The following is a 25,256-nucleotide window of genomic DNA, read 5'->3' on the forward strand; positions in this document are numbered from 1 at the left end:
TCCGGTGAACCCCACGGGACGGTTCGGCGATGAGCTGGTCGATCAACGAGGTGGCGCGCGAGTCGGGCGTGACGTCGCGCACGCTGCGCCACTACCACGCGATCGGGTTGCTCGAGCCGGCCTGGACGGCCGAGGGCGGCCGCCGCTACTACGAGCAGGAGCAGTTGCTGCGCCTGCAGCGGATCCTCCTGCTCCGCGAGCTCGGCCTCGGTCTCGACGCGATCGGCGAGATCCTGGGCGCTCAGGACGGTGACGGCGCCGTCGACGTCCTCCGCCGGCACCGGGCATGGCTGCTGGCCGAGCGCGAGCGGCTCGACCGTCTCGTCAGCACCGTGGAGAACACCATGACCACCCTGGAAAAGGGAGGAACCATGACGGCACACACCATGTTCGAGGGCTTCGAACGCAACCCGTACGAGGCCGAGGCCCGCGAGCGCTGGGGCGACCAGGCCATCGACGACGCCACCGTACGCATGCGCGGCTGGCCCAAGGACCAGGCCGAGCAGGCCCGCACCGGCTTCGATGCCACGCGGACTCGCATCGTCGAGTTCGTCGGCGCCGGAACCCCGGTCGACGACCAGCGGGTCCAGGACGTGATCCACGGCCACTACCAGTGGATCTGCCTGTTCTGGACACCCAGCCGCGAGGCCTACAAGGGTCTTGCCGACCTCTACGTCGACGACGACCGCTTCCGCCAGAACATCGGCGCCGGCGACGACGCCCTGGTCGAGTACCTGCGCGACGCCATGAAGGTCTACGCCGACGCCCGCCTCAGCTAGGCCGCCCGGCGGGGCCCGGGAGAGCTGCAGATCTCCCGTCCCTTCCGGTGAGAATTCGCTGTACAACGGGACCACGCGCTATCGTTGACGGCGCGGTCCGGCGCCTGCGCATGTCGCCAGTCGCCGCTCCGCACCACCCGGGGACGTAGCTCAATTGGCAGAGCACTGCCTTTGCAAGGCAGGGGTTAGGGGTTCGATTCCCCTCGTCTCCACCAGCACGAACACCGCCAGCCCGACCATCGTCACTCCTCTTCGTGCCCGTCACGTGCCCGCACGGTTGTCGTCGGCCACCTGGGCACCGGGGAGCATGATGCCCTTTAGGTGCCCGTTGAGCGAGTCGGCGATCTGCCGATCACGTCCGTTTGCGGCGTGCAGGTAGATGACGGCGGCGCGGGTGCTTGCGTGGCCCATCCGCTCCATCAGCTCACGCAGGTTCGCACCGCTCGCAGCGGCCAGGGTGTTCCCGGTGTGCCGCAGATCGTGAAAGTGCACGTCGGTCAGGCCCACCGCCTTGAGGGCCTTGATCCAGAGGCGGCGGAAGTTCTGGCGCCGGATGTAGCCACCCTTTGGCCCGATGAACAGGCGGCCATCCGGGCCTGGTTCGGCGAACGTCTCCACATGCCACCTCAGCGACCGGAGCAGGTCAGAGGGGATGCCGACCCGCCGCTTCCCAGCCTCGGATTTGGGGTCTTTGACCAGCAGCTCACCCGTGCTCAGCTCTACCTGCCCTCGGCGAACGTGCACCCATCCGTCAATGAGGTCGACGTCACGACGGCGCAGCGCGGCCAGCTCGCCAAGCCGCAACGTAGTGAACGCCGCCAGGAGCACCATCGCCTGATACCGCTTGTCGATCTTCGCCATGACGGCGGCGACCTCGTCCACTGTTAGAGTCGGCCGTTCCGGACTCCGGTCAGCTCCGGCGCCCTTGATACGACACGGGTTGCGGCGAATCCGGCCGTCGTCCACGGCGGTGTTGAACATCACGCGAAGCGTCCGGTACGCCTTCGCAGCAGAGGGCCACTCAACGCCGTTGGTGAGCAGGCCAGCGTGCCAGGTCCGGATGACCTCGGGAGTGATCTCGGTCAATGCCTTGCCACCCAGCTCCGGACAGACGTGCAGCCGGAATGCAGATTCGTACCGCTCGTGTGTCGTGCGAGCGAGGTCGACGCGTTGGGCCAGCCATGCCTTTCCGAATTCGTGGAGAGTGATCTTGCCCGCGTCAGGGTCGAGCCAGTCACCGCGCCGCAGCTCGGCTTGCTTGTCGACCAGCCAGTTCACGGCATCGGTCTTGTGCTCGAAGGTGTGCGCTGCAGGGCGATCGATCCCATCCGGACCGGGGTACCGGACCTGGTAGTTGCCCGACGGCAGCCGCCGAATGCGTCCGAACTGACGACGTCTCTTCGCGGCCATGTCACGACCTCCGCGGTTCGACGGTGCCCCGCTCGATCAGCTCACTGAGAGCTGAAGCCGGGATGCGCACGTGACGGCCGACCCTGACGAAGCGGATGCGCCGTTCGGCGATCAGCCGCCGGGGAAACCGGGACGTGGTGCCGAGCTGCTCGGCGGCCTCATCGACGGTCAACAGCCGATCCATGATGATGGTTCCTTTCTGCTCACACCGCCGGGGCGGCGGTTGATCGTGCGGTTGCCGAAAGATCGGGCGTGGTGGGTCCGGCGCGGGTCTTGGCGGTCTCGTACTGGTTGCGCCAGCGCTGCCGTTGGTTGATGGCGTGGGCGATGAGGCGGGCGTAGGAGGGTCCGTCGAGGTCGCCGGGGTGGGTGGTGGTCCAGACGAACCGCGGTGTGCCGTCTGGGGTGGTGGTGGTTGCCGAAAGCTCGTCGTGGTCGTCCATGTCGATTCCGGCTTCGGTGAGGACGGCGCGGATGACGGCGGCGCGGTCGGCGCGGTGTTGGTCGAGGCTCTTGCCGGTCCAGCGCCTGCTGACGAGGACGCGGCGGCCGCCGAGGCCGAGGTGGTCGCGGTCGTGGGCCTTGGAGGTGCAGCGGCCGGGTTCGAGGCCGGGGCGGGGGTTCTTGGGTTGGATGCCGTGGCGGAGCCAGTTCGCGCAGGTGGGTGAGCAGGGCAGCCACCGGACCTCGTCGGCGAGCCGGTCGATATGCGCCCTGCATGCTGCCGAGATCGGGGCTTCGCCGTCGTGGTCGTTGTGGAGGGGGTCGGTGATGGACTTCGTGAGGTACTTCGTCAGGTAGCCGATGACCCGGTCCGCCAGCGGCGTGCCGGCGATGACGCCCTGAATGTCGACCTGCGACCCGGCCCGGATCACGTGCGCCGGCATCGCGGCCGGGTCGTCGTTGATCTCGTCCAACGCCGCGTCCCAGGACGGGAGCAGCGCGCCCGTCTGTGGGTCGGCGTATGCGTGCGCCAGCTCGTCCCACACCGGCATGGCGGCGGGGTCGGTGTGGACGGGTTCGTCGAGGTTGGGCCACCAGACCTGGTGGTAGGTCGCGGCGACCACTTGGCGGATGAGTTTGCGGGGGATGGCTCCGCGGATGGCGGCGTGCAGGTGCGGGGCGAGGCGGCGTTGGGGTTCGACGGTGGCGAAGTACTGCACGTTGTAGCCGGTGGCGCGGCGGAGGTTCTGCCAGAACCGGTCCACCAGCTTCGGGAAGTGCATCGCATCCAGCGCGGCGCGGCGGTAGTCGTAGGTGGCCGGGTCGGCCGGGGCACCTTCGCTGGTGACGCGTCCGTAGGAGGGCAGGGTGAGGGTGAGGAACATGGAGGGCCGGTAGGTCTTGCCGTCCGGGGCCTCGAAGATGCGGCCGGTGGTGCGGTCGGACACCTCCAGCCTCGGGATGTTCGGCGCGTCCTGGCGCCGGCGGGTCGACCTGACCCGCCGACCCGTGTCCTCGTACTCGTCGGCTTGGCCGTCGTTCTCGGGCTCGTCGTCCTGGTTGTCGGGTTCGGGTCGGGGTGGGTCGTGGTCGAGGTGCCAGCCTTCGCGGCATTGCTGGATCCGCAGCCGGCGGGCGGTGTCGGCGCAGGAGGGGCAGACCTTGGCGCGGGTGGCCCCGCACGCGATCACCACCGTGCGGGTGGTGCCGGTGAGGGTGTCGGTGACGTGTTGCAGGATCGGCCGCACACACACGCCCTGCCGTGCTGCGAGCTCGCGCAGGGTCGCGTCGTCGGGCAGCCCGGCCGACAACGGGGTGGTCACGTGCGCACCCCCGCAGCCTCACCCTCGGTCTCGCCCTGGTCCGCGCCGTCGCCCTGTTCGGAGTCCTCCGTGTCGGTGTCGGGTGCGGGTGTGCCGAGGTCGGTGAGGTCGCGGCGTAGGGCGGTGGTGCGGGTGGCGATGGCCTGGGCGGTGTGTTCGTCGACGAGGGGGAAGCGGACCCGTTCGAGCCGGCCAGTGTCGGTGGCGACGACGGCGACGCCGCGGTGGGCTTCGCCGATGTCAACCGGGGACACGTCGGCGTCGTTGACGACCGGTCCGAGGATGGCTTCGGCGGATTCGCGGGACATGACCCGCCACGCCGTCCTGACGGAGGCGTTGTCGCGGATGCCGGTGGGGATCGCATCGGCCGTGGGTTTCTGGGTGAGTAGGCGGGTGATGATGCCGGCGGAGCGGCCCTTCTTCACCAGCGCCGACAACCGAGCGGTGATGCGCTGCGCGGTGGCTTTGGTGTCGGGGTCCATGCCTTTGGTGTCGGTGAAGGTCTGCACCTCGTCCACGACCAGGAACACCACCGGATGCTGCGCCTCGAGGGGCAGGTTCCAGAAGTTCGCCTCACCCCGCAGGGTCTTCTGCGTCTTGAGCCGGTGCCGCATCAACCCGTGCACCTGCTCCACCACCTGCAGGACGGTGTCCAGGTGCTCGTCTTCAGCGGAGTACGCGGCGGCGCGGGGGACGATCCAGGACCAGTCCTCCCCACCCTTCCCATCGATGACGACGTATTGGACGGCGGGGTTCTGGATCAGCCCACACGCCAGCGACGTTTCACCGGCGGTCTTCCCCGACCCGGGGACGCCACCGCCGACCTCAGCGGACACGTTCGCGTAGTTCCGGGTCCGCCATTCCCCGTCTTCCCCGATGGCGAACCGCACCACGCGCAGGTCCGTCACGGCGGGGACGTCGTCAAGGACGACCGGTTCGGCCAGCACGTTTCGCTCGACCAGGGTCAGCTCCACTCGCCCGGGCGCGGAGGACGCGACGCGGACTTCCGGGACGCCGAGCGCGTGGGCCAGGTCGTCGGCCTGCCGGGCGTAGTCCGCCGGCGCCTGACCGGGCAGGAGGCGCACGTGCAGCATGTCACCGACCGGGGCCAGGCTCACCTTGTCGAGCGAGGGGGTGAGGGTGTCGCCGGTGGGGGTGGTCTTGTGCAGCTCGCACGCCCGGATCACTGCCGCCCACCGGGGCCGGTGCACATGCCGGAGCCGATGCCGGGCCACCATCCGGCCCACGAACCATCCGTGCGACCGGGGGTGCACGGCCCGCCAGGTCAGCGACAACAGCGGCAGCGCCACCACGAGCATCACGACGCCGAGCCAACCGAACGCCGAGTAGGCATACAGGCCGGCGCAGACGACGGCGACGGGTGCCTTGAACCGCCACAGCAGCCGGATCAGCCACCACCCGGTCAGCACCGACACCGCGCCGCCTACGACCGGGCGGGGCAGCACCAGCACGGCTCGTAGGAACCGCAACGCGTTCACCATGGGCGGTCACCGCCCGCCGAGGTGGTCGTCGGCGAGGGTGGCGGCGACGGCGGCGCGGGCTCGGGCCTCGAACCGTTCGGTCCGGGTGGTGACCCAGCAGTCCGGGCACAATGTGCCGGCGCCGTGCAGCACCATCCCCGCCCCGTTCAGCCGGCCGGTGCAGCGGTTGCAGTTCCGGGTGTGCAGGCGTGGTCGTTTCACAGGTGTTCACTCCTCAGGGCGGTCAGCCGGGCGTACCGGGACCGATCGACTTCGTGGCAGTCGGTGCAGGTGGCGTCGCCGGTGCCGGGGTGGAACCACACCTCCACGGCATCCACGCCACGGCCGCATCTGGAGCAGGCGGTCAGGACGGCCACGACAACCCACCGCCTCGCCAGTCCTGCGGGACGGGCAGACAGGCCGGACAGCGGGCGTTCCCGAGGATGTCGCCGTCTGCGAACACGAACCAGGCACCCGCCTCGCCGGTATCGGCCGTGGCGGCGCCGCACACGTCGCACGACAGAACGACGCGGGGGTTCATCGCTTCCCACCACCCCGACTGGCTCGCCGGCGGACCGGTTTCACGACGGGGGCGCAGTCCCGGCACGGCTGGTCGGGTGTGGTGGCGCGGACTTTGTCGCAGACCGGGCAGTGAAACGCGTACGCCGTCTGGGTCGTGTCGTGTGGGAGCAGCCCGAACAGGACCGGGTCGCCGTTCACGGTCGATCACCACCGCAACGGGTGATCTGCGTCGTGTCGACGGCGCGGGACCGCTCCGCTTCGGCGTCGACGGTCGCGGCCGCGATCTGCGCAGCGGTCAGCACGAGGACGGCGAGGATGGTTAGTAGGGCGAGCGGGAGTCGCCAGAACGTAAGCTTGGGCACACCAATCCCCTCCCTACGGGGGTGGTTGGGGCCACCGGGGACGGGGACGGTTTCCTAGGCCTTGCACCCGTCCCCGGTGGGGTCTCATCGCGAGATCGCGGTCACCGGGCCGTTCGTCGCGTCGCTCACCGCCGCCAACCGCGCCACCAACGCGTCATCACTGGCGGGCGGGTAGAGCCAGGCCGGGAGCTGGGCGTGCACGATCGCCAACCAGTCGGCCAGGACGGCGGCGCCGCGCTGATCGAACGACACATCGGTCAAGGACCACGCTGTGCGCCCGGCCAGCGTCGCCACGAGCCGGATCAGGTTCTTCTCCCCGCTGGACATGACACCGAACGCGTGCGCCTCCGGCGTCGACGTCGGGCCGTTGGCCTCCCACCGCGCATACGCGGCATCGTCCTCCGGTGCCCGACGCCGACGCTCATACTCCGCCCAGGCGGCCTGGTTGGCCTCGCAGTCGCGGACAGCTTGGGCGATGGTGTCGGGCCAGTTGACGTCATGGTCCAGCGGGCCGGCGATCCGCTCGGCCAGCTGGCGCACCCACGCATGCCGAGCGGCCAGCCAGTCCGCCGCCAGATACGGCGACGGCGGTACCTCGAAAGTCTCGGGCATCATCAGTTCGCCTTCGCCTCAGCCGCGGCCTTGCCCTCACCGCTCGGCTTGCCGTCGCCGCGGCCAGCAGCAGGACGGGCAGCAGCCGGGGTGCCGGGTGTCTTGACGCCGGTGGCGCGGTACTCATACCCCAGGTACTTGAACTCGCCCTGACCCATCACCTTCGGCGACGCCGTCACCCCGACCAGCTCCACCGGCCGCATCCCTGGCAACACCTCATCCGGCAACGGAGCCGGCTGCACCTCCGCGGTGAAGATCACCTCGAAGCTGGCGCGCTTCGCCTTCGCCTCATCCGGGTCCGTCACCGTGGCCTTCCACTGCCGCAAACCGGTGACCTCGTCCACCCGCTGCCGCTGCTCACGACCACGAGCCCGGTCATCCTGCGACTGATACTCCAGATCCGGCTCGATCTCACCGACCATCACCAGACCACGCGGGAACGCCTCACCGAACTCCACCGGGAACCGATGCCCCTTGATCAACGCCATGACCTAACCTCCATCTGTATAGGGGACTACACAACAAGGTAGGTGGTCCTCACGACCCTGTCCACCCCCCTATACATTGAATCTTTGCCGAACCTGTCCATCCCCCTAGACTCAGCGCCACGACACGTACCGGGGAGCACCGTGACTGACCAGGTAGAGCGCATCGCAGCCATCGACGACCGATTCGAGCTGCTGCGCGAGGCAAGCGAGCGCATCAATGTCGCCCAACGCGAAGTCACCGAGCTCGCCCGACTGCGACGCCGAGTGATCCAAGAGCTACGAGACCAAGGCCTGTCCTACGCCGATATCGCTGCCGCCGCCGGCGTCACTCGTGGCCGGATCTTTCAGCTTCGTCAGGTTGGACCGGCTCCAGAGGCCGCACTGCTCGGAAGCGGACAGGTCGAGGTCCTGACTCCACTCAAGCGCGAGGCTGGCAACGCGCGGCCCGTTGTGGCTGCCGAAGACTTCACCGCTGCTCAGCGCCTGGGCGAACTGGCCCGATCCCTGCGCTTGGACGTGGAGTACGAGCAGATCCCCACCACCGGCAAGGTCAACCTGAATCGGGACAACCTCATCGTCATCTGCGGACCAAGGCTCTCCGAGCCGGTAGCGAACGTGCTCAGCCGCGACCCGGTCATCCAGTTCGAACGAGCACCCGACGGACCTTGGACCCTGCACGACACCCGGACCAGCGCGACCTACCGGTCAGGACCGGACAGCACGCCAGAAGTAGCATTCGACGTCGCCTACCTCGGCCGGCTCCCACGACCGGACCGTGAGGGCACCATTCTCGTGCTCACGGGCATCCATCCGCCCGGATCACTAGGTGTCGTACACCTGCTCACCAGCGACTTGGCCGCGCTCTACGAGCAAGCCGGCACCGAGCCGTTCTCCACAGTCGTCGGCGTCGACTACGACTCTGATACGCACGAGCCCGTGGCCGTTCGCCTGCTCACGCCGATCTACCGCCACGAGGACCACTGATGCGCGCACAGCTCGCGTCAATCCCCGCGAAGCCGGGTCAGGAAAATGAGGATTTCGCCGCCGTCACTACGAATGCCGCGGTTGTGATCGACGGCGCCGGAACACCGGCCGGCTCCACCTCCGGATGCCGGCACGGAGTCGCCTGGTACAGCCGAATGCTCGGCTCCGCCCTCACACATCAACTCGCCGATCAGCACCAGCCGATCAGCACTTGCCTAGCCGCAGCCATCAGCAACGTCACACGACTGCACAGAGACACCTGCGACCTCGACCACCCTGGCACACCTTCGGCAACCGTCACGGCAATCCGCGAACAAGGCGGAACGTTTGAGTACATCGTCCTCGCCGACTCGCCTCTCGTCCTCGACCTTGCCACCGGCCCGATGGTGATCTGCGACGACCGGGAAGCAAGGATCGGCGCTCGCTACCGCTCAGCCATGGACGCAGCTCCCAATGGCACCGCCGCCCACACAACCGCCCTACGCGAGTACGTCGAGACCATGCGGAATCACCGCAACCGGGTCGGTGGCTTCTGGGTCGCCAGCACAGATCCCACAGCCGCCGAGCACGCCGTCACAGGATCGCTGGCGATAAGCGACGTCCGTGCTGCTGCGCTTCTCAGCGACGGCGCCAGCAGGCCGGTAGACCGCTTCCAGCTCATCGACTGGCAGACCCTACTCCAGCTCATCGACAGACATGGGCCCGAACACCTCCTACGGCTTGTGCGAGAGGCCGAGACGTCGGACCCCGACGGCAAGAGGTGGCCGCGCGGCAAGGCCACCGATGATGCGACAGCTGTCTACTCAGAGCCGAGCTTGCCAGGCAATGCCAGCTCGTAGCCCAACGCAGGGCACTGGCCCTCTACTCAGCCCCCTGCGAGGGCTCCAGCGCGTGTCGCCCACGCTCGCAACCCTGCGGCGACGAGCCATCGAGCAAATGTTCGAAGACTAGTTCCCCGTTCGACGGCATGGCCTGCTTGCGCCGAGCCTCGGTCACGATAGATTCACCATGGCGAGCCCGTCGGCGACGGCGAGAGGGGTGGGCAAACGTGGGTTCCGGCACCGTTGTCGGGTTGTTTGCTGGCATTGGCGGCCTGGAACTCGGTCTCCACGCGCACGGCTGGTCCACCTCGCTGTTCTGCGAGATCGACCCCGCCGCCAAGGCTGTCTTGAGTGCGCGGTTTCCCACCATCGAGACTGCCGACGACGTAACGAAGCTTCGTGCTCTCCCGCAAGGCACCGACCTAGTTGCGGCCGGCTTCCCGTGCCAGGACCTGAGTCAGGCGGGGTTGACGAAGGGTATCCGCGGCGCACGCTCTGGGCTCGTTGACCACGTCTTCAGGTTGGTGGCCAGGAAGCGGGGGGGACCTCAGTGGTTGCTGCTTGAGAACGTGCCGTTCATGCTCCAGCTCGACCGAGGCCAAGCGATGCGCTACTTGACCAGCCGCCTCGAAGACCTTGGGTATGCATGGGCGTACCGCGTCGTCGATGCCAGAGCCTTCGGCAGGCCACAACGGCGCCTGCGCGTCCTGATGCTTGCCTCCCGTACCCACGACCCACGCGAAGTTCTATTCAGCCAGGAAGCGGGCCCACGGCCAGACGATGACCCTCAGCTTCGTGCCTGCGGCTTCTACTGGACCGAAGGAACTCGAGGCCTCGGGTGGGCAGTCGACGCCATTCCGACCCTCAAGGGTGGCTCGACGATCGGCATTGCCAGCCCACCAGCCATCCGCCTAACCCGCGGCCGTGGGATCGTCACACCCGGTATCACGGACGCCGAGAGGCTCCAGGGTTTCGACCCTGACTGGACCCTTCCCGCAATCGACGTCCCCGGCGTCCGTGCGGGAAACAGGTGGAAGCTGGTCGGCAACGCCGTCAGCACGCTGATGTCCAGATGGATCGGCGAACGACTTTCCGACCCACGCCCTTACGACGCCATCCTCGATCAACCGCTCCCGGACGGCGCCCCGTGGCCCACCGCCGCTTGGGGTTCCAACGGCCAGGCATTTCGAGTCGAGTTGAGCCAATGGCCAGTTCAGCGAGCGTATCATCATCTCGAACAATTCATCTTGGAGCCTAAGGCTCTCTCGCTCAGGGCAACTTCCGGATTCCTTCGTCGAGCCAAGTCTGGAAATCTCCGGTTCGCGCCCGGATTTCTCGATTCCGTGGAACAGCACCTCGCCCTCATGGGCGGCGATCCCTTGCGGGCAGCATGAGGGGCCCCGAGATAATTGCCCGAACCTTGTCAGTTCCGGCAGTCGTCGACAGGTACGGACAAAAGTGGCAATACCACTCTCGTTCAGACCGCCATTCAAAGGTTTCCTGCTGGGCAATACTTTTCGACCTCCTTCAATCCAGCAGTCTGCTGAGGAGGCACGTGCGCGAAGGAAAAGTGACCTTCGGCATCAACCGGCAGCTAAACGACTGGGAGACCGGGAAGAAGAAGGACCTCGACCTCGTCGTCGCTAGGGCTCCCGGTCCCAGCACTCAGGCTGTCGGAGAAGCGCTCGACCTGACCACCCTGGCGGCCAGGTACGAGGTCGTGCTGACGGCAGACGAGCGGCAAATTCTGGACGAGCTTCCGAAGGGTCGGAGCGGGACCTCGGGCGCAACCGTCCTCGTCGCGCTCGAAGCCAAGGCGTGCATGACAGCTCACGTCCGAGCATTGCCCCGACTCTATGACGAACTCACGTCCAGCCATGCGACAGTGCACGGTGACAACACGAACGCGCTCGCGATCGGCTTCGTAATGGTCAACTTGGCGGAGAGCTTTATCAGCCCAGACCTCCATCGACGACTCATTACACCAGAGGCACCAGCTCAGCCTAGTGAGCACCGTCAGCCGCATGCGACGGAGCGAACCATCAGCAAGATACGTGAAATACGCCGACGACCAGGTCCCGGCAGCGGGCGGGCAGGGTTTGACGGTATCGGTATCATGGTGATCAATATGCGGAACGATGGAACGCCAGTACAACTTGTCACCACCGCACCCGCACCAGCCACAAACAACGAGTTTTACTATGGGCAGATGATCGGCCGTGCCGCCCACCTCTACGACTCCGCCTTTGGGAACGTCTAAGAACGTCCCACCCGCCGCAACTGACGCTGCGACGTTGCGGCGCATGAAGAATACTCGACAACGTGACACCACGGCTGAGGTAGCTTTACGCCGCGAGCTATTTCGTCGCAGACTGCGCTATAGGATCGATCAGTCTCCCATCCCGGGCACAAGGCGTCGGGCGGACATCGTGTTTCGGAAGGCAAAGCTCGCCGTATTCGTGGACGGTTGCTTCTGGCACTGCTGCCCTGAGCACGGAACAAAGCCAAAAGCAAATGCCGAGTGGTGGGCTACCAAACTTGCTGCCAATGTTCAGCGCGACAGGGCCGTTGACGCCGAGCTGCGCGCGGCCGGATGGGCAGTGATCAGAGTCTGGGAGCATGAGGACGTCCTAGCTGCGGCCGACCTTGTGGCTGCGAATGTGAAGGCGAGACTCGGTCGCGGTGGCGCGGCCAACGGATGAGATCGAACGCTGGCCACGGCACGAAACGCTGACACTCCATCTTGCCTAGACGCAGGTGATGCTTGACAAATCTGTTGCAGCTGATCCTCGACACTCACGGCGGGTGTGGGGGTCGCGTTGGCACCCAGGTGTGATTCTCGATTGCTCGGTTGTGCGACTGTCCGTACTTTGGCGGCGTGACCACACAGGTGCCCTATCGACCAATCCCGGTCGATCAGTCGGACATTCGGTACGATCACGGCCCTGACTCCGTCCTCGGGCCGGGCGTACCCGCCGGCGAGACGATCGAGTTGGACTGGAACGACAGTTGGGCCTACCCGGGCACCTCAAGAAAGCTCTGGGTTCACGTCCCGGCGGCGTACGACCCCTCGGAAGCGGCCGCGCTCATGGTGTTCCAAGACGGCTGGTGGTACCTCGACCCTGATGGAGAAGTACGCGGCGGGATCGTTCTGGACAATCTCATCCATCGCGGGGACATCCCGGTCACCATCGGCGTTTTCGTCGATCCCGGCGTCTTCGAGGACGTCACGGATGCCGATGGCCGGAAGAACCGCAACGCTGAGTACGACGCGTTCGATGACCGCTACGTCACCTTCTTGCTGCGTGAGATCCTGCCTCAGGTCACCGACCGCTACTCGCTCATCAAGGACCCCGACCGATGGGGGATCTGCGGCGGTAGCAGCGGCGGCAACTGCGCCTTCACCGCAGCATGGCTGCGGCCGGACAGGTTCCGCCGGGTCATCGGCTTCCTGTCCAGCTTCGTGCAGATGCCGCAAGGCAACCCATACCTGGACCTGATTCCCACCGTTCCTCGCAAGCCACTGCGCGTCTTTCTGCAGGCGGGTCACCGCGACCTGCGCTGGAACGAGCCAGAGCGGAACTGGCTTGCGGACAACCTGCGAGTTGCTGCCGCACTCGCAGAAGGCGGCTACGACTTCCGCCTGGTCCTCGGCGATGGCGGCCACAGCCCCAACCACGGAGGCGTTCTGTTACCCGACGCCCTCCGCTGGCTGTGGCGATAGCCGCCGCTGTAGCCACCGTCGCAGCGTCAAGAATCAGCCGACACACAACTGTCAACCATCACCCGCGACGGAACACTTGCCTTGACTCACCTGATGCTTGACGGATCTGTATCATCTGACCCTTGACACTGTGGCCGACCTCGTCGATCGCTGTGGTGGTGCTTCCGGGGGCGGTTGGACGTTGTCGTCGCTCGACAGTTCGCACGCCGCTTGGCCTGGATCAGCAGAACAGGTCCAGGAGACGGCGACACTTCGGCGGATCCGACGTGAGGCCGTGGGGAATCCCCCACAACAGGTAGGACATCGAACGCAGGACCACCCAGCAGCGAGCTCGTTGGGCCGGTACCTGCGCGGCATCGACAAACGCGTCGAACGCGGCAATGATCTCCGAGTCCTTGGACAGCTCGTCCAGTCGGTCCCACAACACTCTTGCGAAGTCGTACTCGCGGTCACCACGCAGGAGCACGGGGTCGACGATTAGCCATGGCGCACGCTTCGCGGCCAGAACCTGCGCGCAGTGAAGATCACCGTCCACCGCGAGATCTGACGTCGGTGCTTCGGATCGTTCCTCCGCCAACTGAATCGCCGTAGTGAGCTGGCTTCGTGGCGTCGGTCCCTCGACGGCCAACCAATCCCGCTCGAATGTCTCGACATGGCCAGCCGCGATCGTGGCGGTTGACAGCACGTCGGCAGGGGCTGGGACTGCCAGCACACCTACCAGGTGGGCGAGTATCGGGACCGCGATCGTGAGCGGCTGCGATTGGAGGCTTCGGGAACTGTCGAGACGTTCCAACAGCATGGCGCGTGATCCTCTGTCCACATCGAACAACCGGACCGTTCCTCGACCGGCCCAGAAGTGGAGGGCAGCCGCCTCTTGGTCAATGTTGTCTCCTGGTGGCGACAGTCTTAGAACGTACGGTTCGCGACGCCGGCGAACTGGGACGATCAGCGCGTTTGATCCGTGCATCGGCTCACCATCGATGCGCAGGTCCCAGCGACGGCATTGAGCCGAAACCAGCGACGGTAACGTGCCGAGCCACTGACGCCCGGGGCGATCGTGCCACCAGCGGGGCATCTCTCGAAACGACTCAGGGACGGTAATCACAGGTGGGGGCTGAGCGTCGTTGGCACAGTCTGAGTCAAACGACTCGGGGGAGCCCGACGCAAGCGGGTTTGCGGCCAGGCTCTGAAGTCCGCCTGAACTGGCCGCATCCTTGGCATGCCCGCAAGCCGCTCCACGACCGGTCAGGGCTTCTGGCTGTATCGTCCGCCGCGCGTCACATGCCCAGGCTGCCGACCCGGCCGGTGTCAAGCATCAACCGACACACGAGTGTCAAGCATCAACCGCGACAGGACAGCTGACACTCCATCTGGACTGCCGGACAGACCTCTTAAGGATCAAGGCGGCGCGCAGGCGCGCCGCAGCCGCGCGGCCTTGCGCCGGGCATGCGGCCTGGCGGCCGTTCCGGGCGCGTCGGCCGGCGGGCACACGAGTGCCTGCAACCAGCTCACCTAGCCGAGCGAGCACAGTCACCGTGGGGGAGGCGTCGCCCTCATCGCAGCCATTCTTTGGCCTCCACTCCACGCGTCAAGGGCGGCAAGATCTTTCGCAGGTCATGGATCGGTACAGGCTGGCACGTAGGGGCGAAACATCTTGCCGTCGCTGCGCGATGGCTACGCCACCCTTGACCCGCTCCGCTCCAGCCAACGACCGGCCGCTACGAGGACGACGCCTCAAAGTGGCAACTGGCCAGCCCCGGGTCTACGCTCCGGACATGGATCAGGGCTTGGCTGCGCTGCTGGGGGCCGGGATTGGCGTAGTCGGCACGTTGGCCGCAACTCGGATCGCAATGTCAATGCAAGCTCGACAGGCTGAAGCTCAGCGCCGGGCTGAAGTCGCCGTTCACGTCTCTGACCTGCTTGAACGGGCGAAAAAATTTCTTGACGAAGCAGACGAAGCTGATCCGATGACAGCCCGATACAAAGTTCACGATCTCTCAAATGAGATAGATCGTTTCGTCGGTCGCCATTTGTACGGGCGCATGGAGAGCCGCATAGCAACGCCACTAGCGGACGGGGTTCAGATTGCCCAGTCGATCGTTAGGCGACTAAACGACGATGACGCCGGCGATGAGTGGTCGGATGAAGACGATTGGCTCTTGGGTGAACTTGCCACTGCGGTTTCGGAAACGCGCGTAGCCCTCGGCGACTATCGTTGGCCACCTACGGCCCGGCAACGGATTTGGTCTGCATGCACCAACCTGCTGTTGACATTTCGCGTGGCTCGCATACGCCGGCAATCACCACGCGGGTGATGATGCCGACCTTGGACACTAGCGAACGTCACAAGCTTGCCTCTGTTAGCACGTGAACGTTTGAGAAGGTCATACGGTGTGCAGACGGAGCGGTCTGTTGAGGGCGTCGGCCAAGCCTGCGAGGTCGCCGGGGTCGCTGGTGACGACGAGGTCTCCGCGCGACAGGGCGGAAATGACGACGGTGGCGTCGACGACGTCGCTTGTTCTCGCGGCTGCGCATGCGGCGCCGGCCTCGCGGGCGAGCTGTTCGGTCATCGGCTCGATCTTGCAGCCACGGAGCAGGCGCGAGAGCTGATGCTGTGGGCCGCCGCGCCAAGCCTGCGCCAGAACTGCAGCGGGGACGACGGGGCGGATCTCGTGGCGCAGCGCGTCACGATGAAGGGCCCAGATGTCGACGCGGTTGGCTTCCGCCGCGACCAACGCGCCGGTGTCGTAAGTGATGCCCATCAGTCAGTGATGACGCCCTCGCGGACCAGCACGTCGTGCGCCTTGCGTGCCTCGTCGGCGGGGATCGGTCCGTGCTCGGCCTCGAACTCCTCAACGGCAAGCAGGCCATCGAGGACGGCGGCGCGTTCCGCCGGCATGATGGCGGCCAGGCGCTCCCCGTGGTCGGTCAGGTAGATGACCTCCCCGGTGGACGTGGCTCGGCTGATCACCTCGCTGAGGTGATCCTTCGCGTCCTGCACCGGCATCTCGGACATAGTCCCAGCGTACGGCAGAAGCTCAGCAGACACAGCAGTCCTCACTTCCTGTCGAGGCGAAACGCCGGCCCGTAGGCTCGATCGTCGTCGCCGGATATCACCCTCGGAACGGCCGGCCCGTCGCATCGAGAGACAATGACACGACGTGCCGGCCGACGCTATGCAGATGGTTTAGATGCCGCGACCGATCAGCCGGTGCACGCGTTTGACGGCGTCGTTCATCGCGGCGGCAAGTTGTTGAGCCTCACGGGTGGTCAAGTGCACCATCACCGGTGTGCCTCGGCGCGCCATCGCGGTCAGCTCGACCGCTGTTGCCTCGGCGCCCGGGCGGGCGATCGTGACCCCCAACGACCAACGGCCCGCGACAACCGGGATCGACGCCAGGTAGAGCCGATGTGTCCAGTGCTCGCCGGCTTCCTCACACCACCGCACCCCACACTCAGCCCGGTCCACGGCCCCAGTCACGACGCGTCCTGCGTGTCGGTGCGGTAGACCTTGCGCAGATCACCGACCACAGACTCCAGCTCGCCCAGCGACACCCCAGCCGCCGACAAAACGCCCGCGACCCGGTCGACCACCTCGCGATGCGCCTCGGTCGTCAGCGTGAAGCCGTCCTGCGGATGCAGCACCCCCGGCTTCAGCAGCTCCAGACCGCCGTCACGTTCGACCAGCCGGTTCAGCCGCTCAACGATCTCGACATCGGTCGCGCCGGGCAGATACCGCTCCCGCACGTGCGCGAGCAGCTTCGGTGTCCACATCGCCCGCTGCACCACATCAGCGATACGGACCAGCTCGGCAGCGAGGCGGCGGGCCTCCTTCGGCAGCAGATCGAACTGTGCGTACATGTCGGACTCGAACGGCTTGATCACCACATCGATGTGGGCCTCACCGCGTTGCAGGTGCGCGACCATCTCGCCGACCATCTCGTCGACGAACGATGCACGGGCGATGATCTCTCTCGTATCGGGTTCGGGTAGCTTGACCACGGGTCTCTCCCTGGTTGGTTCAGGTTGGGATCAAGTCCCCGGCCCGGTGCTCACAACACCGGCCGGGGGCGACTAATCGATGAGGCCAATCGCGGGCGGGGCGGACCGCGTGCCCGCTGCGTGCCCGTACGGATGGGCGAGAGCGGCCACGTCCGGTCAACAACGAGAACCCGGCGGCACGTGAGGCCACGGTCATAACTGCCGAGGTCAGTGCGGCCGAAGCCAGCTCGCCTTTGCAAGGCAGGGGTTAGGGGTTCGATTCCCCTCGTCTCCACCAGCACGAACACCGCCAGCCCGGCCACCGGGGACGTCGGAGTCGTTGACGATCGGCCCGAGGATCGCTTCGGCGGACTCGCGGGACATGGCCCGCCACGCCGTGCGCACGGATGCGTTGTCGCGGATCGCGGTCGGGGTCGCGTCACTGGGCCGAGCCCTGCGAGCCGCGCCGCCAACCGTCGGCAACTGAGACGCTTCTCGGACCGGGCTGGCGATCATTGGACATGAGTTCGATGATTGTGGGATGAGCTTGGGTCCGAGCATGGATGTGAACCGTCTGCGTGACCATCCGTACGCGCAGGGATGGCAGCGGGTTCTCAACGAACACTGGCCCGCTCAGCCCGGTGACTTCGAAGACCGCTCGCCCGGCATCCCCGTCCGCGCCCGGGTCGTCTGGGAGACGGATGGCGAGGAGTACCTGTCCGGCCTGGCCGTCCGCTGGGACCGCGACCACGTCTACGTGCGGCTCCACCAGCATGGCGGCCGGCTCAGCGCCGCCGGCGTCTGGCTCAAGCCGGCCGACATCTACCGCAACTCGTCCTGAGCTTGCGCGGTCGACACGCCGGCGGGCACGGCATCATCGGTCGAGCTGGGACGTCTCGCAAACGCGTCTAGCTCAGCCGATGACCTGATAGATCAGGCGAGCTCGTTTTCGTAAGCGAACGCGGCCGCCGCGGTGCGTGACCTCACGTCGAGCTTCGCGAAGATGTTGGACAGATGTCGCGCCACCGTCTTCTCCGAGAGCACCAACTCGGCGGCGATCTCGGGATTGCTCTGCCCCGCAGCAACGAGCCTTAGCACCTCCAGCTCACGGGGGCTGAGCCCTGCCGGTCCCGAAATGTCGCCCTGTAGTTCGGCGACCTCACGCTCCGCCGGCCCTGCCCGAAGGTCGGCGAACGCGCGGCGGGCCATGGTCAGCTCGTCGGCAGCCGACTTCTCATCGCCGAGCAGGCGTAGAGTCCTGCCCGCCAGCACCCGGCATCGCGCGACCTCGTAGGGCGCCTCGAGTGCGGCCCATTCCTTCGCGCCCCGGCGTGCAGCCGTCAGGGCGGTCTCGGACTCGCCGCGCGCGAGCGCGACCAGCGCGGTTGCGTGGTGCCCGGTTGCCATCAGCGCACTGGAGTCGAACGCTGTGCCGAACTCGCAGAGTTGGTCAGCCAGCGCCGCGGCGTCTTCAAGCTCGCCCGAGGCGACCAGCACTTCAACCGCCGCGGGCAGCACCTGTGAGCGATGAACCGGGTCCTGTCGCTCGGCCAGCAGCCGCCGAACGATGGGCACCGCTGTGTTGACGCGTTGTCGGCTGAGCCACAGCAGCGCTCGGCCGGGCTGTCCGGGGTGGCCGTACTCTTCAGCGCGGTCGTAGGCAGCCTGAGCGCCGGCATACTCACCGAGCAGCCGCAGGACCTCGGCCCGCTCGTAGTGTGCCTGGCCCACAGCCGGGTTACCGCCGGCTGCGGCATACCGCTGCGCGGCGCGTTCCAGCTCGGCCAGAGCATCTTGGTAGGCACCATGGAGCCTCATCAGCTGGCCCCGGTGCACGGCGCACTGTCCGGTGAATGCGACGAGTCCGGGCTGGGTGTCGCACCATGTGGTCAACGCGTGGGTCCACTCGGCTGCCCGCCCCAGATCGGAGATCTCTTGGCAGGCCTCGATCGACGAGCAATAGATCACGCCCGAGAAGATCGCCGAGACCTCACCGGCAAGAACTGCGACCATCGCTTCGTCCAGCAAGCGCAACCCGTCGGCGACATGGCCCGAGAAGATCATCAGCCGCCCCTCCGTGTGCACTCCCAAGGCCGTCAACTCTGCATCTGCGAACCGCCGGCCGTACTCGGTGACCTTCGGTGCGGTGGCGACCGCCTCGCCGAACTCGCCCCGCATGATGTGCCGCATGGTCGCCCGCTCGAGGAGGTATCCGCGCTCCACCACATCCTCGCCGTGCTCGTCGAGCAGCCGTTCGGCTCGGGCCAGCCAGCCGCTGCCGATGGCGACCTCGCCGTCCTGCCACAGCGTGGCGACCAGGAAGTAGGCCGTGCGGACGGCGCCGAGAACGACCCCCTGTTCGAGATAGTCGCGGTAGGCCCGCTGCAACGCCTGAACGGTGTCGTTGCGACGACCGAGCAGGAACGCAGTTGTGGCGAGTGCGGTGAAGTCATCCCCGGACAGATCGGACTCGTCCTGGTCCGACAGCACTCGATAGGCCTGCACCCAGTCGCGGCGCTCATAAGCCTCGCGAGCCCGATGCAGATCGTCAATGACGCTCATGGCGCATCTTCCCCCTACGGCACGAGGGTAGTCGCTCCAGTAGACCGGGCGGCCACCCTTCGCCCTCGCGTCAGGCCGCGGCGACGCGCGCGGACCGCGCTGCCCGGGCAGCGACCTCCGCGGCAATCGGGAGAAGCGCGAGCAGAGCCGCAGCCGGCTGCACATAGAACTGCACCACGCCGATCGGCACCAGCCGCGAGAGCCCGAAGAGGACGAGGGAACCGGCGATCACCAGCCCTTCGGTCCGGCCGAGGCTGGCCGAGCGCACCACCGCGACCGCGAACAGCGTCGTACCGATCGCGAACAGCAGCGAACCGCCGATGAGGACCGGCACGAACCACGACTCCAGCGCGTCCTGGGTAGCCGCGAGGTCAGCGCCGGTATTGTGGGCAGCCAGGACCGAGAACTCCATCCCGGGCAGTACGGCGTAGAGCGTGCTGCCCATCACCACGAACCCGAGGCCGACCGCACTCAGCGAGCGGTCGCCGCGGTCACGTAGGTGGCCGCGGACCGCGACGAAGGCGAGCACGATCATCGCCGATGCGATCGCCAGCGCGAGGTGGGACAGTCCCCACCGCGTGGTGTCCGCAGCCGCGGCGTCGGCGACCGCGTTGCTGTCCGGCAGGCGGCCGGGGAGTGGCGGGTGCCACAGCAGGGCACCCAAGAGCAGGAGCGGACCGATCGCGACGATGGCTGCGCTCTCCCGCGCTGAGGCGTCGTGTGTCGTCTCACCGGTGTCGGTGTACATGACTTATCCCTTCGTCCGTCCATCTCATGCCGTAGCGGGTGCCGGCGCCGGAGTGCGGGCGGCGATGCGGCGCGCGAGGTACTCCGCGTCGCGGCTGACCCCGTTGACCTCTCCCGAGGCGAAGCAGTACTGGAACGCCAGGCCGCAGAAGTAGAGACCGGGGATCGCGTCGACGACGCCGCGGTACTCAACCGGCCAGCCGTCCTCGACCGGAAGCGGCAGCTCGATCCAGTCGTAGCTCTGCCGGAAGCCGGTTGCCCAGACAATGCTCGCCACGTCGAAGTTCCGTCCGTTCGCGAGGCACGGCCGACCGTCGACCACATCAGTGATGTGCTCGGTGATCCACTCCACGTCGCGGTCGGCGAGGTGGTGGCGCTTGATCCGCAATTGGGGAGCTCCGTGATGCCGGATCTTCGCCATGACCTTGCGCCCCATCGGGGTGCGTCGCGTCAGTACGTGGTTGAAGACGAACTCGATGACAGGAAATGCCCTCTCCAAGCGACGGGTTCCCCACTCGAGCGGGATGTTGCCACGTTCCGGTCCGACCAGCGTGGTGGGACGGGTCGCGGCAATCTCGTGGGCGATGTCGAGGCCGCTGTGTGATGCGCCGACGACCAGCACGGGGCCGTCGGGAAGGTCGTCGGGGCGCTGGTATTCGCTGGAGTGGAGCTGCCGGATGCCTGGGTCGATCTTGCTGGCGAGCGTCGGGATCTGTGCCGAACGACCGAAGGTGCCGGTCGCGACGACGACGTAGTCGCAGGTGACCTCGTCATCCCCGAGCGTCGCGGTGAATCCGCCGCCCTCGCGGCCGGTGAGTCGCTCGACCCGGGTCTGCATACGGACCGGTAGGTCGTTCGCTACGGCGTACAGCTCGAGGTACTCGGCGAACTCGTCCTTGGTCGGGAAGTGCCACTGATCGCCAGGGAAGGGTATGCCGTCCAGGCTGTTCGCACGCGCCGGCGTGAAAAGCGTCAGGCTGTCGTAGTGGCAGCGCCAGTTGTCGCCGATGCGAGCCATGCCGTCGACAATCAGGAAATCGCGACCGAGCCGCCTGAGTTGGTAGCCGGTTGCCAGACCGGCCTGGCCGGCCCCGATGATCAAGGTCTCGATGTGTTGAGTGTTCATGCCGTCGACGCTAGGGACGGCGTACCGCACCCCACATCGGCCAGCAGACCCATCTGTCCCCCCGCAGGCGATGGGTATATCCACCCATCGGCCCGCAGGTCACGCGACCCGGCGATGAGATATTACTCATGATCGCGAGGTACAACGCCGGCGTCCGTGATGTACCAACCATCCACGAAGAAGTCCACCGTGTCAGCGATGCCGACCGGTCGGCGCGGCCTCGATGGCGCGGCGCGAACAAGCTGCCCGCTGCGAGATCTTGGCCAGAGAGCGCCGCTCGCCTTACGCGGTAAGCGGGAGGGTGAGCCGGGCCTGCAGCCCTCCGGCCTCGAGCGCGGTGAGCCGCAGTTCGGCATGGTGGTGCTCGGCCACGGCTCGGACGATTGTCAGCCCGAGGCCGGTGCCTCGTGCGGACGAGGTCCGGTCGCCGGTGCCGCGCCGGAAGGGCAGTGTGAGGTCGTTGACGGTGGCGGCGTCGAGTACCGGTCCGCTGTTGGCTACCTCGATGATCGCGCTGCCCACGGTAGCCAGGACCCGCACCCGGACCCACCCGTCGGGCGCGTTGTGGAAGACGGCGTTCTGAAGCAGGTTGCCGACCGCCCGGGCGAGCAGCTCGGCATCGCCAGGCGCGGTCGCCGGGTCGAGCGAGACCTCCCACGACAAGCCGAGGAGTTCGCCCTGGTCGCGGGCGGCCTCAACCGCGGCCCGCGTGACCTGGTCGAGCGCGACCGGATCGAGCCGCGGCGAGTCCACCCCCGCCTGCACCCGGGCCAGTGTCAGCAGCGCGTCGACCGTGCGTTGCGCGCGCCCGGTCTGGCCCAGCGCGACCTCGCCCGCCTGCCGCAGCGTGTCGGCGTCGGCCGACGGGTCGGCGAGTGCGACGTCGAGGGCCGCCCGCTGGTTGGCCAGCGGGGTACGTAGCTCGTGCGACATCGTCGCCACTAGGCGTCGTTCGGACTCGAACGCGCTCTGGATCCGGTCCAACAGGGAGTCGAAGGTTTCGGCCATCTCGCGTAGCTCGTCATGCGGGCCCTGGATCCGGAGTCGCTCGTCGAGGGAGGCGGCGGAGATCTGCCGCGCCCGGCTGGTGATCGTGTGCACCGGCCGCAGGGCGCGTCCGGCGAACGCCCAGCCCACCGCCACCGAGACCCCCGTCATCAGCAGCAGGCCCAGCCCCGAGAACAGCCGTAGATCGTCGAGCGTCTCTTCGACTGCCGCGGAGGCCGAGTCCCTGATCGCTTCTTCCTCTGGGTTCGGCAGTTCTGGGTAGACCGGCGGGTCGGGTCCCGAGCCGGGCTCGGACACGAACGCCACATGTTCGGTGCTCACCAGCGAATACACCCCGATGAGCAGAACGGCGGCCGTGGCCACGGCCGCCGTGGTGTAGGTCAGGGTGAGCCGCCACCGCACACTCAGGCCACGCCTGGCGCGCTTGCTGCTCACGACACCACCCGGTAGCCGGCGCCCCGCAGCGTCTCGACCGGGACCGGCTCTCCGAGCTTGCGACGCAGCCCCACCATCGTTACGCGTACCGCGTTGGTGAACGGGTCGGCGTTCTCATCCCACACCCGGGCCAGTAGCTCCTCGGCCGACACCACCGCGCCGTCGGCCCGCACCAGTTCCACGAGTACGCCGTACTCCTTCAACGTCAGCGGCACCGGTTGCCCGGCCCGCCGCACCTCCCGGCGGCCGGTGTCGATCTCGAGATCGGCGAAGCGGAGCACCGGCGGGGCAGCTCGCGTGGTGCGCCGGCAGAGCGCGTCGACCCGGGCCAGCAGCTCGGCGAACGCGAACGGCTTGGCCAGGTAGTCATCGGCGCCGAGGTGGAGCCCCTCGACCCGGTCGTCGAGCGCACCCGCGGCGGTCAGCATCAGGATCCGGGCCCGGTTGCCGGCATCGACCAGCCGGCGACACACCTCGTCGCCGTGCAGCACGGGCAGGTCACGATCGAGCAGCACCACGTCGTACGGGTTGAGATCGGTGAGTGTAAGCGCCTCCTCGCCATCGACAGCGACGTCGGCGGCGTAGCCCGCCCGCCGCAGCCCGAGCGCCACGGCCTCGGCCATCACGTCCTCGTCCTCCACCACCAGGACCCGCATCCCAACAGCATGGCACGGGAAATGTTCAGCCCCGATAAGCGAACGGTCAGAGATCGCCGTGAATGCCAACGGTGGCTGAATGCGCCCTCCGCTGGAGTGTTACCGGAGCACACAGTTCCTCACCGAGTCGATACTGCTGGCCCTGATCGGCATGATCGTTGGCCTCCACCCCGCCGCCCGCGCGGCTCAAGTGCCGCCGACACAGGCTCTGCGCTCGGCCTGAAGCCGGCGACAACCCCCGGCCGGAATAGCCGATGGCCCATACGCCGCCCAGCCACCCGACGAGAAAAAGGATACCCACCATGGACGAGACACCCGACGAGCCGCGTCGTCCCGATAAGGACCGGCGCGCCCAGCAGAACAACCCGACAGCCAGCGACCGGCTCAGCCCTCCACCGCCCCGGCCCCAGGAGCAGGACAAATACGAGGACGAGAACCTGGCGCCCACCCGGCGTGGGATCCTGAACAGACGACGCCTCGCCGCCGCCGGGGTGGCCGTCGTGCTGCTGGGCGGGGCTACTGCCCTCATGCTCAATGGCAGAGACGACGGCGCCGCCTCGCCCTCTGACGACAATCGATCCTCGCAAAAGGACGGCGCGCCTGAGCGATCGGGTACCAAGGGCGAGTCGGATTGGCAGAAGATCGTGCCGGGTGGCGACTGTCAATGCGCCGATGGCAGCGAGTTCGCCTTCTGGGAGCGCCACGCAGACCCGACCAAGGTCGTGCTCTACCTCGACGGCGGAGGTGCCTGTGTCGACGCGACGTCCTGCGCCTTCACCGGTGAGGCCGGCGAGAACCCCAGCTACAACTGGAGCCTCGCAGGCGAGAACCCGGACTTCCCGGGAGGCGGAATCCTCGACTTCGACCGGCCTGACAACCCATTCGCCAACTACTCGTTCCTGTACATGGCCTCGTGCACCGGTGACCTGGACCTCGGCAACATCACCCGGGACTACTCAGTCGAGCTAACCGTCGAGCACAACGGGTTCGTCAACGGCACGGCGGTGCTCGACTACCTCGCCGAGCACTACCCGCACGCCCGCCAGGTCGTCGTCGTCGGCAAGACCGGCGGATCGGTCGCCGCGCCCGTCTACGGCGGCCTCGTCGCCGACCGGCTCCCCGACGCCCAGCTCACCGTGTTCGGCGCCCAGTCAGGTGCCTTCCCCGACCTCCCCGACTTCAACGAGGCGATCCTCGGCGACCTGTGGGGAACCTACGGCAACATGCCCGACTGGAAGGTCAACAAAGGGCTCACCGCCCGGGACTGGGGCATCCCGCGATTCTGGATCCAGGCCGGGCTGCATGACCCTGACATCGTCATGGCCCGCTTCGACTACGCCTACGATCCCCACGCTGCGAGGGGTGTCGAACGGATGGGTGGCGACGCGACGGACCTCCTCGCCCTCATCGACGCCAACGAGGCGACGATCGAGGCTGCCGGGGTGGTCCAGCACAGCTACACCGCACCGGGTGCGGAGCACCAGATCCTCGACATCGACAAGTTCTACGAGATGGAGGTCAACGGCGTCCGGTTGGTCGACTGGGTCGAATCGCTGCTTGCTGGTGAACCGGTCGACGACGTCCATTGCGAGCAATGCGGAGGATGATGTCCTCGACGGGGCTCGAGGCGTGACCCCGGTGACGCCATCTGCTTCCCGGGGCGATTCCTACGCGGCAACCGACGCGATGCACGGACCGGAGGGTCGAATCGGGCCTTGCTGCGGAGGTACCGGGTCGGCTACCGGACCGTGGCGCGGGCACTGAAGTCGGCCTGGCCTGATGCGCGCAAGCC

The 25,256-nt window shown here is 67.1% G+C and carries 28 protein-coding genes and 1 tRNA gene; 11 read left to right on the plus strand and 18 right to left on the minus strand.

Features of this window, described 5'->3' with window-relative positions; translation table 11 throughout:
- The first annotated feature begins 29 nt into the window (after positions 1-29).
- Complete coding sequence (locus E1269_RS07225; protein ID WP_131892865.1) at positions 30-779, plus strand: MerR family transcriptional regulator; 750 nt, start codon at positions 30-32, stop codon at positions 777-779.
- A 139-nt stretch (positions 780-918) separates the two neighbouring features.
- Positions 919-994: transfer RNA gene (locus E1269_RS07230), tRNA-Ala, on the plus strand.
- 46 nt (positions 995-1,040) lie between these two features.
- On the opposite strand, the gene E1269_RS07235 is transcribed toward E1269_RS07230, so the two are convergent.
- The 8 genes from E1269_RS07235 to E1269_RS07265 form a co-directional block, all read right to left on the minus strand.
- A complete protein-coding gene (locus E1269_RS07235; RefSeq protein WP_131892867.1) occupies positions 1,041-2,189 on the minus strand; it encodes a tyrosine-type recombinase/integrase in 1,149 nt (382 codons plus the stop codon).
- Between the two features lies 1 nt (position 2,190).
- Positions 2,191-2,376 (minus strand): helix-turn-helix domain-containing protein, encoded by a 186-nt coding sequence (locus tag E1269_RS07240; RefSeq protein ID WP_131892869.1) that lies wholly within the window; start codon positions 2,374-2,376, stop codon positions 2,191-2,193.
- A 16-nt stretch (positions 2,377-2,392) separates the two neighbouring features.
- On the minus strand, positions 2,393-3,955 hold the full coding sequence (locus E1269_RS07245) for a replication initiator (RefSeq protein ID WP_203433081.1): 1,563 nt from the start codon (positions 3,953-3,955) through the stop codon (positions 2,393-2,395).
- Positions 3,952-5,457, minus strand: coding sequence for a hypothetical protein (locus E1269_RS07250; RefSeq protein WP_131892871.1), 1,506 nt, complete (start codon positions 5,455-5,457; stop codon positions 3,952-3,954). Before E1269_RS07250 ends, E1269_RS07245 begins: the two co-directional genes overlap by 4 nt.
- Before the next feature lie 6 nt (positions 5,458-5,463).
- Positions 5,464-5,658 carry a hypothetical protein gene (locus E1269_RS07255; RefSeq protein WP_131892873.1) on the minus strand — a complete coding sequence of 65 codons (195 nt, stop codon included), beginning with the start codon at positions 5,656-5,658 and terminating at the stop codon, positions 5,464-5,466.
- Between the two features lie 494 nt (positions 5,659-6,152).
- The gene (locus tag E1269_RS32130) at positions 6,153-6,320 is read right to left on the minus strand and encodes a hypothetical protein (protein WP_162606265.1); all 168 of its coding nucleotides are present in this window, start codon (positions 6,318-6,320) and stop codon (positions 6,153-6,155) included.
- An 84-nt stretch (positions 6,321-6,404) separates the two neighbouring features.
- Positions 6,405-6,935 (minus strand): hypothetical protein, encoded by a 531-nt coding sequence (locus E1269_RS07260; protein WP_131892875.1) that lies wholly within the window; start codon positions 6,933-6,935, stop codon positions 6,405-6,407.
- The gene (locus E1269_RS07265; RefSeq protein ID WP_131892877.1) at positions 6,935-7,420 is read right to left on the minus strand and encodes a hypothetical protein; all 486 of its coding nucleotides are present in this window, start codon (positions 7,418-7,420) and stop codon (positions 6,935-6,937) included. Before E1269_RS07265 ends, E1269_RS07260 begins: the two co-directional genes overlap by 1 nt.
- Before the next feature lie 42 nt (positions 7,421-7,462).
- On the opposite strand from E1269_RS07265, the gene E1269_RS07270 reads away from it, so the two are divergent.
- From E1269_RS07270 to E1269_RS07295, 6 genes are all read left to right on the plus strand, one after another.
- Entirely contained in the window at positions 7,463-8,404 is a 942-nt protein-coding gene (locus tag E1269_RS07270; RefSeq protein WP_203433083.1) for a sigma-70 RNA polymerase sigma factor region 4 domain-containing protein, read from the plus strand.
- Positions 8,404-9,243, plus strand: a complete 840-nt coding sequence (locus E1269_RS07275) for a protein phosphatase 2C domain-containing protein (RefSeq protein WP_131892879.1) — start codon at positions 8,404-8,406, stop codon at positions 9,241-9,243. The genes E1269_RS07270 and E1269_RS07275 overlap by 1 nt, the downstream gene beginning before the upstream one ends.
- A 209-nt stretch (positions 9,244-9,452) precedes the next feature.
- On the plus strand, positions 9,453-10,619 hold the full coding sequence (locus E1269_RS07280) for a DNA cytosine methyltransferase (RefSeq protein ID WP_203433085.1): 1,167 nt from the start codon (positions 9,453-9,455) through the stop codon (positions 10,617-10,619).
- 176 nt (positions 10,620-10,795) lie between these two features.
- The gene (locus tag E1269_RS07285; RefSeq protein WP_203433087.1) at positions 10,796-11,485 is read left to right on the plus strand and encodes a hypothetical protein; all 690 of its coding nucleotides are present in this window, start codon (positions 10,796-10,798) and stop codon (positions 11,483-11,485) included.
- The gene (gene vsr / locus E1269_RS07290) at positions 11,472-11,927 is read left to right on the plus strand and encodes a DNA mismatch endonuclease Vsr (RefSeq protein ID WP_420810603.1); all 456 of its coding nucleotides are present in this window, start codon (positions 11,472-11,474) and stop codon (positions 11,925-11,927) included. The genes E1269_RS07285 and vsr overlap by 14 nt, the downstream gene beginning before the upstream one ends.
- A gap of 176 nt (positions 11,928-12,103) precedes the next feature.
- Positions 12,104-12,949: an alpha/beta hydrolase gene (locus E1269_RS07295; RefSeq protein WP_131892887.1), complete on the plus strand. Its 846-nt coding sequence runs from the start codon at positions 12,104-12,106 to the stop codon at positions 12,947-12,949.
- 220 nt (positions 12,950-13,169) lie between these two features.
- On the opposite strand, the gene E1269_RS07300 is transcribed toward E1269_RS07295, so the two are convergent.
- Positions 13,170-14,024: an aminoglycoside phosphotransferase family protein gene (locus E1269_RS07300; RefSeq protein WP_131893023.1), complete on the minus strand. Its 855-nt coding sequence runs from the start codon at positions 14,022-14,024 to the stop codon at positions 13,170-13,172.
- A gap of 700 nt (positions 14,025-14,724) precedes the next feature.
- On the opposite strand from E1269_RS07300, the gene E1269_RS07305 reads away from it, so the two are divergent.
- The gene (locus E1269_RS07305; protein ID WP_131892889.1) at positions 14,725-15,264 is read left to right on the plus strand and encodes a hypothetical protein; all 540 of its coding nucleotides are present in this window, start codon (positions 14,725-14,727) and stop codon (positions 15,262-15,264) included.
- 69 nt (positions 15,265-15,333) lie between these two features.
- Here the strand turns inward: E1269_RS07305 and E1269_RS07310 are convergent, their stop codons facing one another.
- From E1269_RS07310 to E1269_RS07325, 4 genes are all read right to left on the minus strand, one after another.
- Positions 15,334-15,711: a hypothetical protein gene (locus E1269_RS07310; RefSeq protein WP_203433091.1), complete on the minus strand. Its 378-nt coding sequence runs from the start codon at positions 15,709-15,711 to the stop codon at positions 15,334-15,336.
- Positions 15,711-15,965, minus strand: coding sequence for a type II toxin-antitoxin system Phd/YefM family antitoxin (locus E1269_RS07315; RefSeq protein ID WP_051425603.1), 255 nt, complete (start codon positions 15,963-15,965; stop codon positions 15,711-15,713). Before E1269_RS07315 ends, E1269_RS07310 begins: the two co-directional genes overlap by 1 nt.
- A gap of 171 nt (positions 15,966-16,136) precedes the next feature.
- Positions 16,137-16,430, minus strand: coding sequence for a hypothetical protein (locus E1269_RS07320; RefSeq protein WP_131892895.1), 294 nt, complete (start codon positions 16,428-16,430; stop codon positions 16,137-16,139).
- The gene (locus E1269_RS07325; RefSeq protein ID WP_131892897.1) at positions 16,427-16,951 is read right to left on the minus strand and encodes a hypothetical protein; all 525 of its coding nucleotides are present in this window, start codon (positions 16,949-16,951) and stop codon (positions 16,427-16,429) included. The genes E1269_RS07320 and E1269_RS07325 overlap by 4 nt, the downstream gene beginning before the upstream one ends.
- 538 nt (positions 16,952-17,489) lie before the next feature.
- Between E1269_RS07325 and E1269_RS07330 the strand changes: the two genes are divergently transcribed.
- The gene (locus E1269_RS07330) at positions 17,490-17,771 is read left to right on the plus strand and encodes a hypothetical protein (RefSeq protein WP_131892899.1); all 282 of its coding nucleotides are present in this window, start codon (positions 17,490-17,492) and stop codon (positions 17,769-17,771) included.
- A gap of 92 nt (positions 17,772-17,863) precedes the next feature.
- On the opposite strand, the gene E1269_RS33750 is transcribed toward E1269_RS07330, so the two are convergent.
- The 5 genes from E1269_RS33750 to E1269_RS07355 form a co-directional block, all read right to left on the minus strand.
- A complete protein-coding gene (locus E1269_RS33750) occupies positions 17,864-19,492 on the minus strand; it encodes a LuxR family transcriptional regulator (protein ID WP_131892901.1) in 1,629 nt (542 codons plus the stop codon).
- Positions 19,493-19,562: 70 nt separating this feature from the next.
- Positions 19,563-20,240 (minus strand): hypothetical protein, encoded by a 678-nt coding sequence (locus E1269_RS07340; RefSeq protein ID WP_131892903.1) that lies wholly within the window; start codon positions 20,238-20,240, stop codon positions 19,563-19,565.
- Positions 20,241-20,264: 24 nt separating this feature from the next.
- Complete coding sequence (locus E1269_RS07345; protein WP_131892905.1) at positions 20,265-21,365, minus strand: flavin-containing monooxygenase; 1,101 nt, start codon at positions 21,363-21,365, stop codon at positions 20,265-20,267.
- Positions 21,366-21,647: 282 nt separating this feature from the next.
- Complete coding sequence (locus E1269_RS07350) at positions 21,648-22,808, minus strand: sensor histidine kinase (protein WP_131892907.1); 1,161 nt, start codon at positions 22,806-22,808, stop codon at positions 21,648-21,650.
- Positions 22,805-23,464, minus strand: coding sequence for a response regulator transcription factor (locus E1269_RS07355; protein ID WP_131892909.1), 660 nt, complete (start codon positions 23,462-23,464; stop codon positions 22,805-22,807). Before E1269_RS07355 ends, E1269_RS07350 begins: the two co-directional genes overlap by 4 nt.
- A 302-nt stretch (positions 23,465-23,766) precedes the next feature.
- Between E1269_RS07355 and E1269_RS07360 the strand changes: the two genes are divergently transcribed.
- Entirely contained in the window at positions 23,767-25,071 is a 1,305-nt protein-coding gene (locus E1269_RS07360) for a pectin acetylesterase-family hydrolase (RefSeq protein ID WP_203433093.1), read from the plus strand.
- Positions 25,072-25,256 lie beyond the last annotated feature (185 nt).

The organism is Jiangella asiatica (assembly GCF_004349065.1).
Classification (GTDB): domain Bacteria; phylum Actinomycetota; class Actinomycetes; order Jiangellales; family Jiangellaceae; genus Jiangella; species Jiangella asiatica.

What these genes read in the sequence shown, in the direction of transcription:
- E1269_RS07225 (WP_131892865.1), top strand. Translation starts at nt 30, where the DNA reads ATGAGCTGGTCGATCAACGAGGTGGCGCGCGAGTCGGGCGTGACGTCG.
- E1269_RS07235 (WP_131892867.1), bottom strand. Translation starts at nt 2,189, where the DNA reads ATGGCCGCGAAGAGACGTCGTCAGTTCGGACGCATTCGGCGGCTGCCG.
- E1269_RS07250 (WP_131892871.1), bottom strand. Translation starts at nt 5,457, where the DNA reads ATGGTGAACGCGTTGCGGTTCCTACGAGCCGTGCTGGTGCTGCCCCGC.
- E1269_RS07260 (WP_131892875.1), bottom strand. Translation starts at nt 6,935, where the DNA reads ATGATGCCCGAGACTTTCGAGGTACCGCCGTCGCCGTATCTGGCGGCG.
- E1269_RS07265 (WP_131892877.1), bottom strand. Translation starts at nt 7,420, where the DNA reads ATGGCGTTGATCAAGGGGCATCGGTTCCCGGTGGAGTTCGGTGAGGCG.
- E1269_RS07275 (WP_131892879.1), top strand. Translation starts at nt 8,404, where the DNA reads ATGCGCGCACAGCTCGCGTCAATCCCCGCGAAGCCGGGTCAGGAAAAT.
- E1269_RS07300 (WP_131893023.1), bottom strand. Translation starts at nt 14,024, where the DNA reads ATGCCCCGCTGGTGGCACGATCGCCCCGGGCGTCAGTGGCTCGGCACG.
- E1269_RS07305 (WP_131892889.1), top strand. Translation starts at nt 14,725, where the DNA reads ATGGATCAGGGCTTGGCTGCGCTGCTGGGGGCCGGGATTGGCGTAGTC.
- E1269_RS07310 (WP_203433091.1), bottom strand. Translation starts at nt 15,711, where the DNA reads ATGGGCATCACTTACGACACCGGCGCGTTGGTCGCGGCGGAAGCCAAC.
- E1269_RS07315 (WP_051425603.1), bottom strand. Translation starts at nt 15,965, where the DNA reads ATGTCCGAGATGCCGGTGCAGGACGCGAAGGATCACCTCAGCGAGGTG.
- E1269_RS07330 (WP_131892899.1), top strand. Translation starts at nt 17,490, where the DNA reads ATGGATGTGAACCGTCTGCGTGACCATCCGTACGCGCAGGGATGGCAG.
- E1269_RS33750 (WP_131892901.1), bottom strand. Translation starts at nt 19,492, where the DNA reads ATGAGCGTCATTGACGATCTGCATCGGGCTCGCGAGGCTTATGAGCGC.
- E1269_RS07340 (WP_131892903.1), bottom strand. Translation starts at nt 20,240, where the DNA reads ATGTACACCGACACCGGTGAGACGACACACGACGCCTCAGCGCGGGAG.
- E1269_RS07345 (WP_131892905.1), bottom strand. Translation starts at nt 21,365, where the DNA reads ATGAACACTCAACACATCGAGACCTTGATCATCGGGGCCGGCCAGGCC.
- E1269_RS07355 (WP_131892909.1), bottom strand. Translation starts at nt 23,464, where the DNA reads ATGCGGGTCCTGGTGGTGGAGGACGAGGACGTGATGGCCGAGGCCGTG.
- E1269_RS07360 (WP_203433093.1), top strand. Translation starts at nt 23,767, where the DNA reads ATGGACGAGACACCCGACGAGCCGCGTCGTCCCGATAAGGACCGGCGC.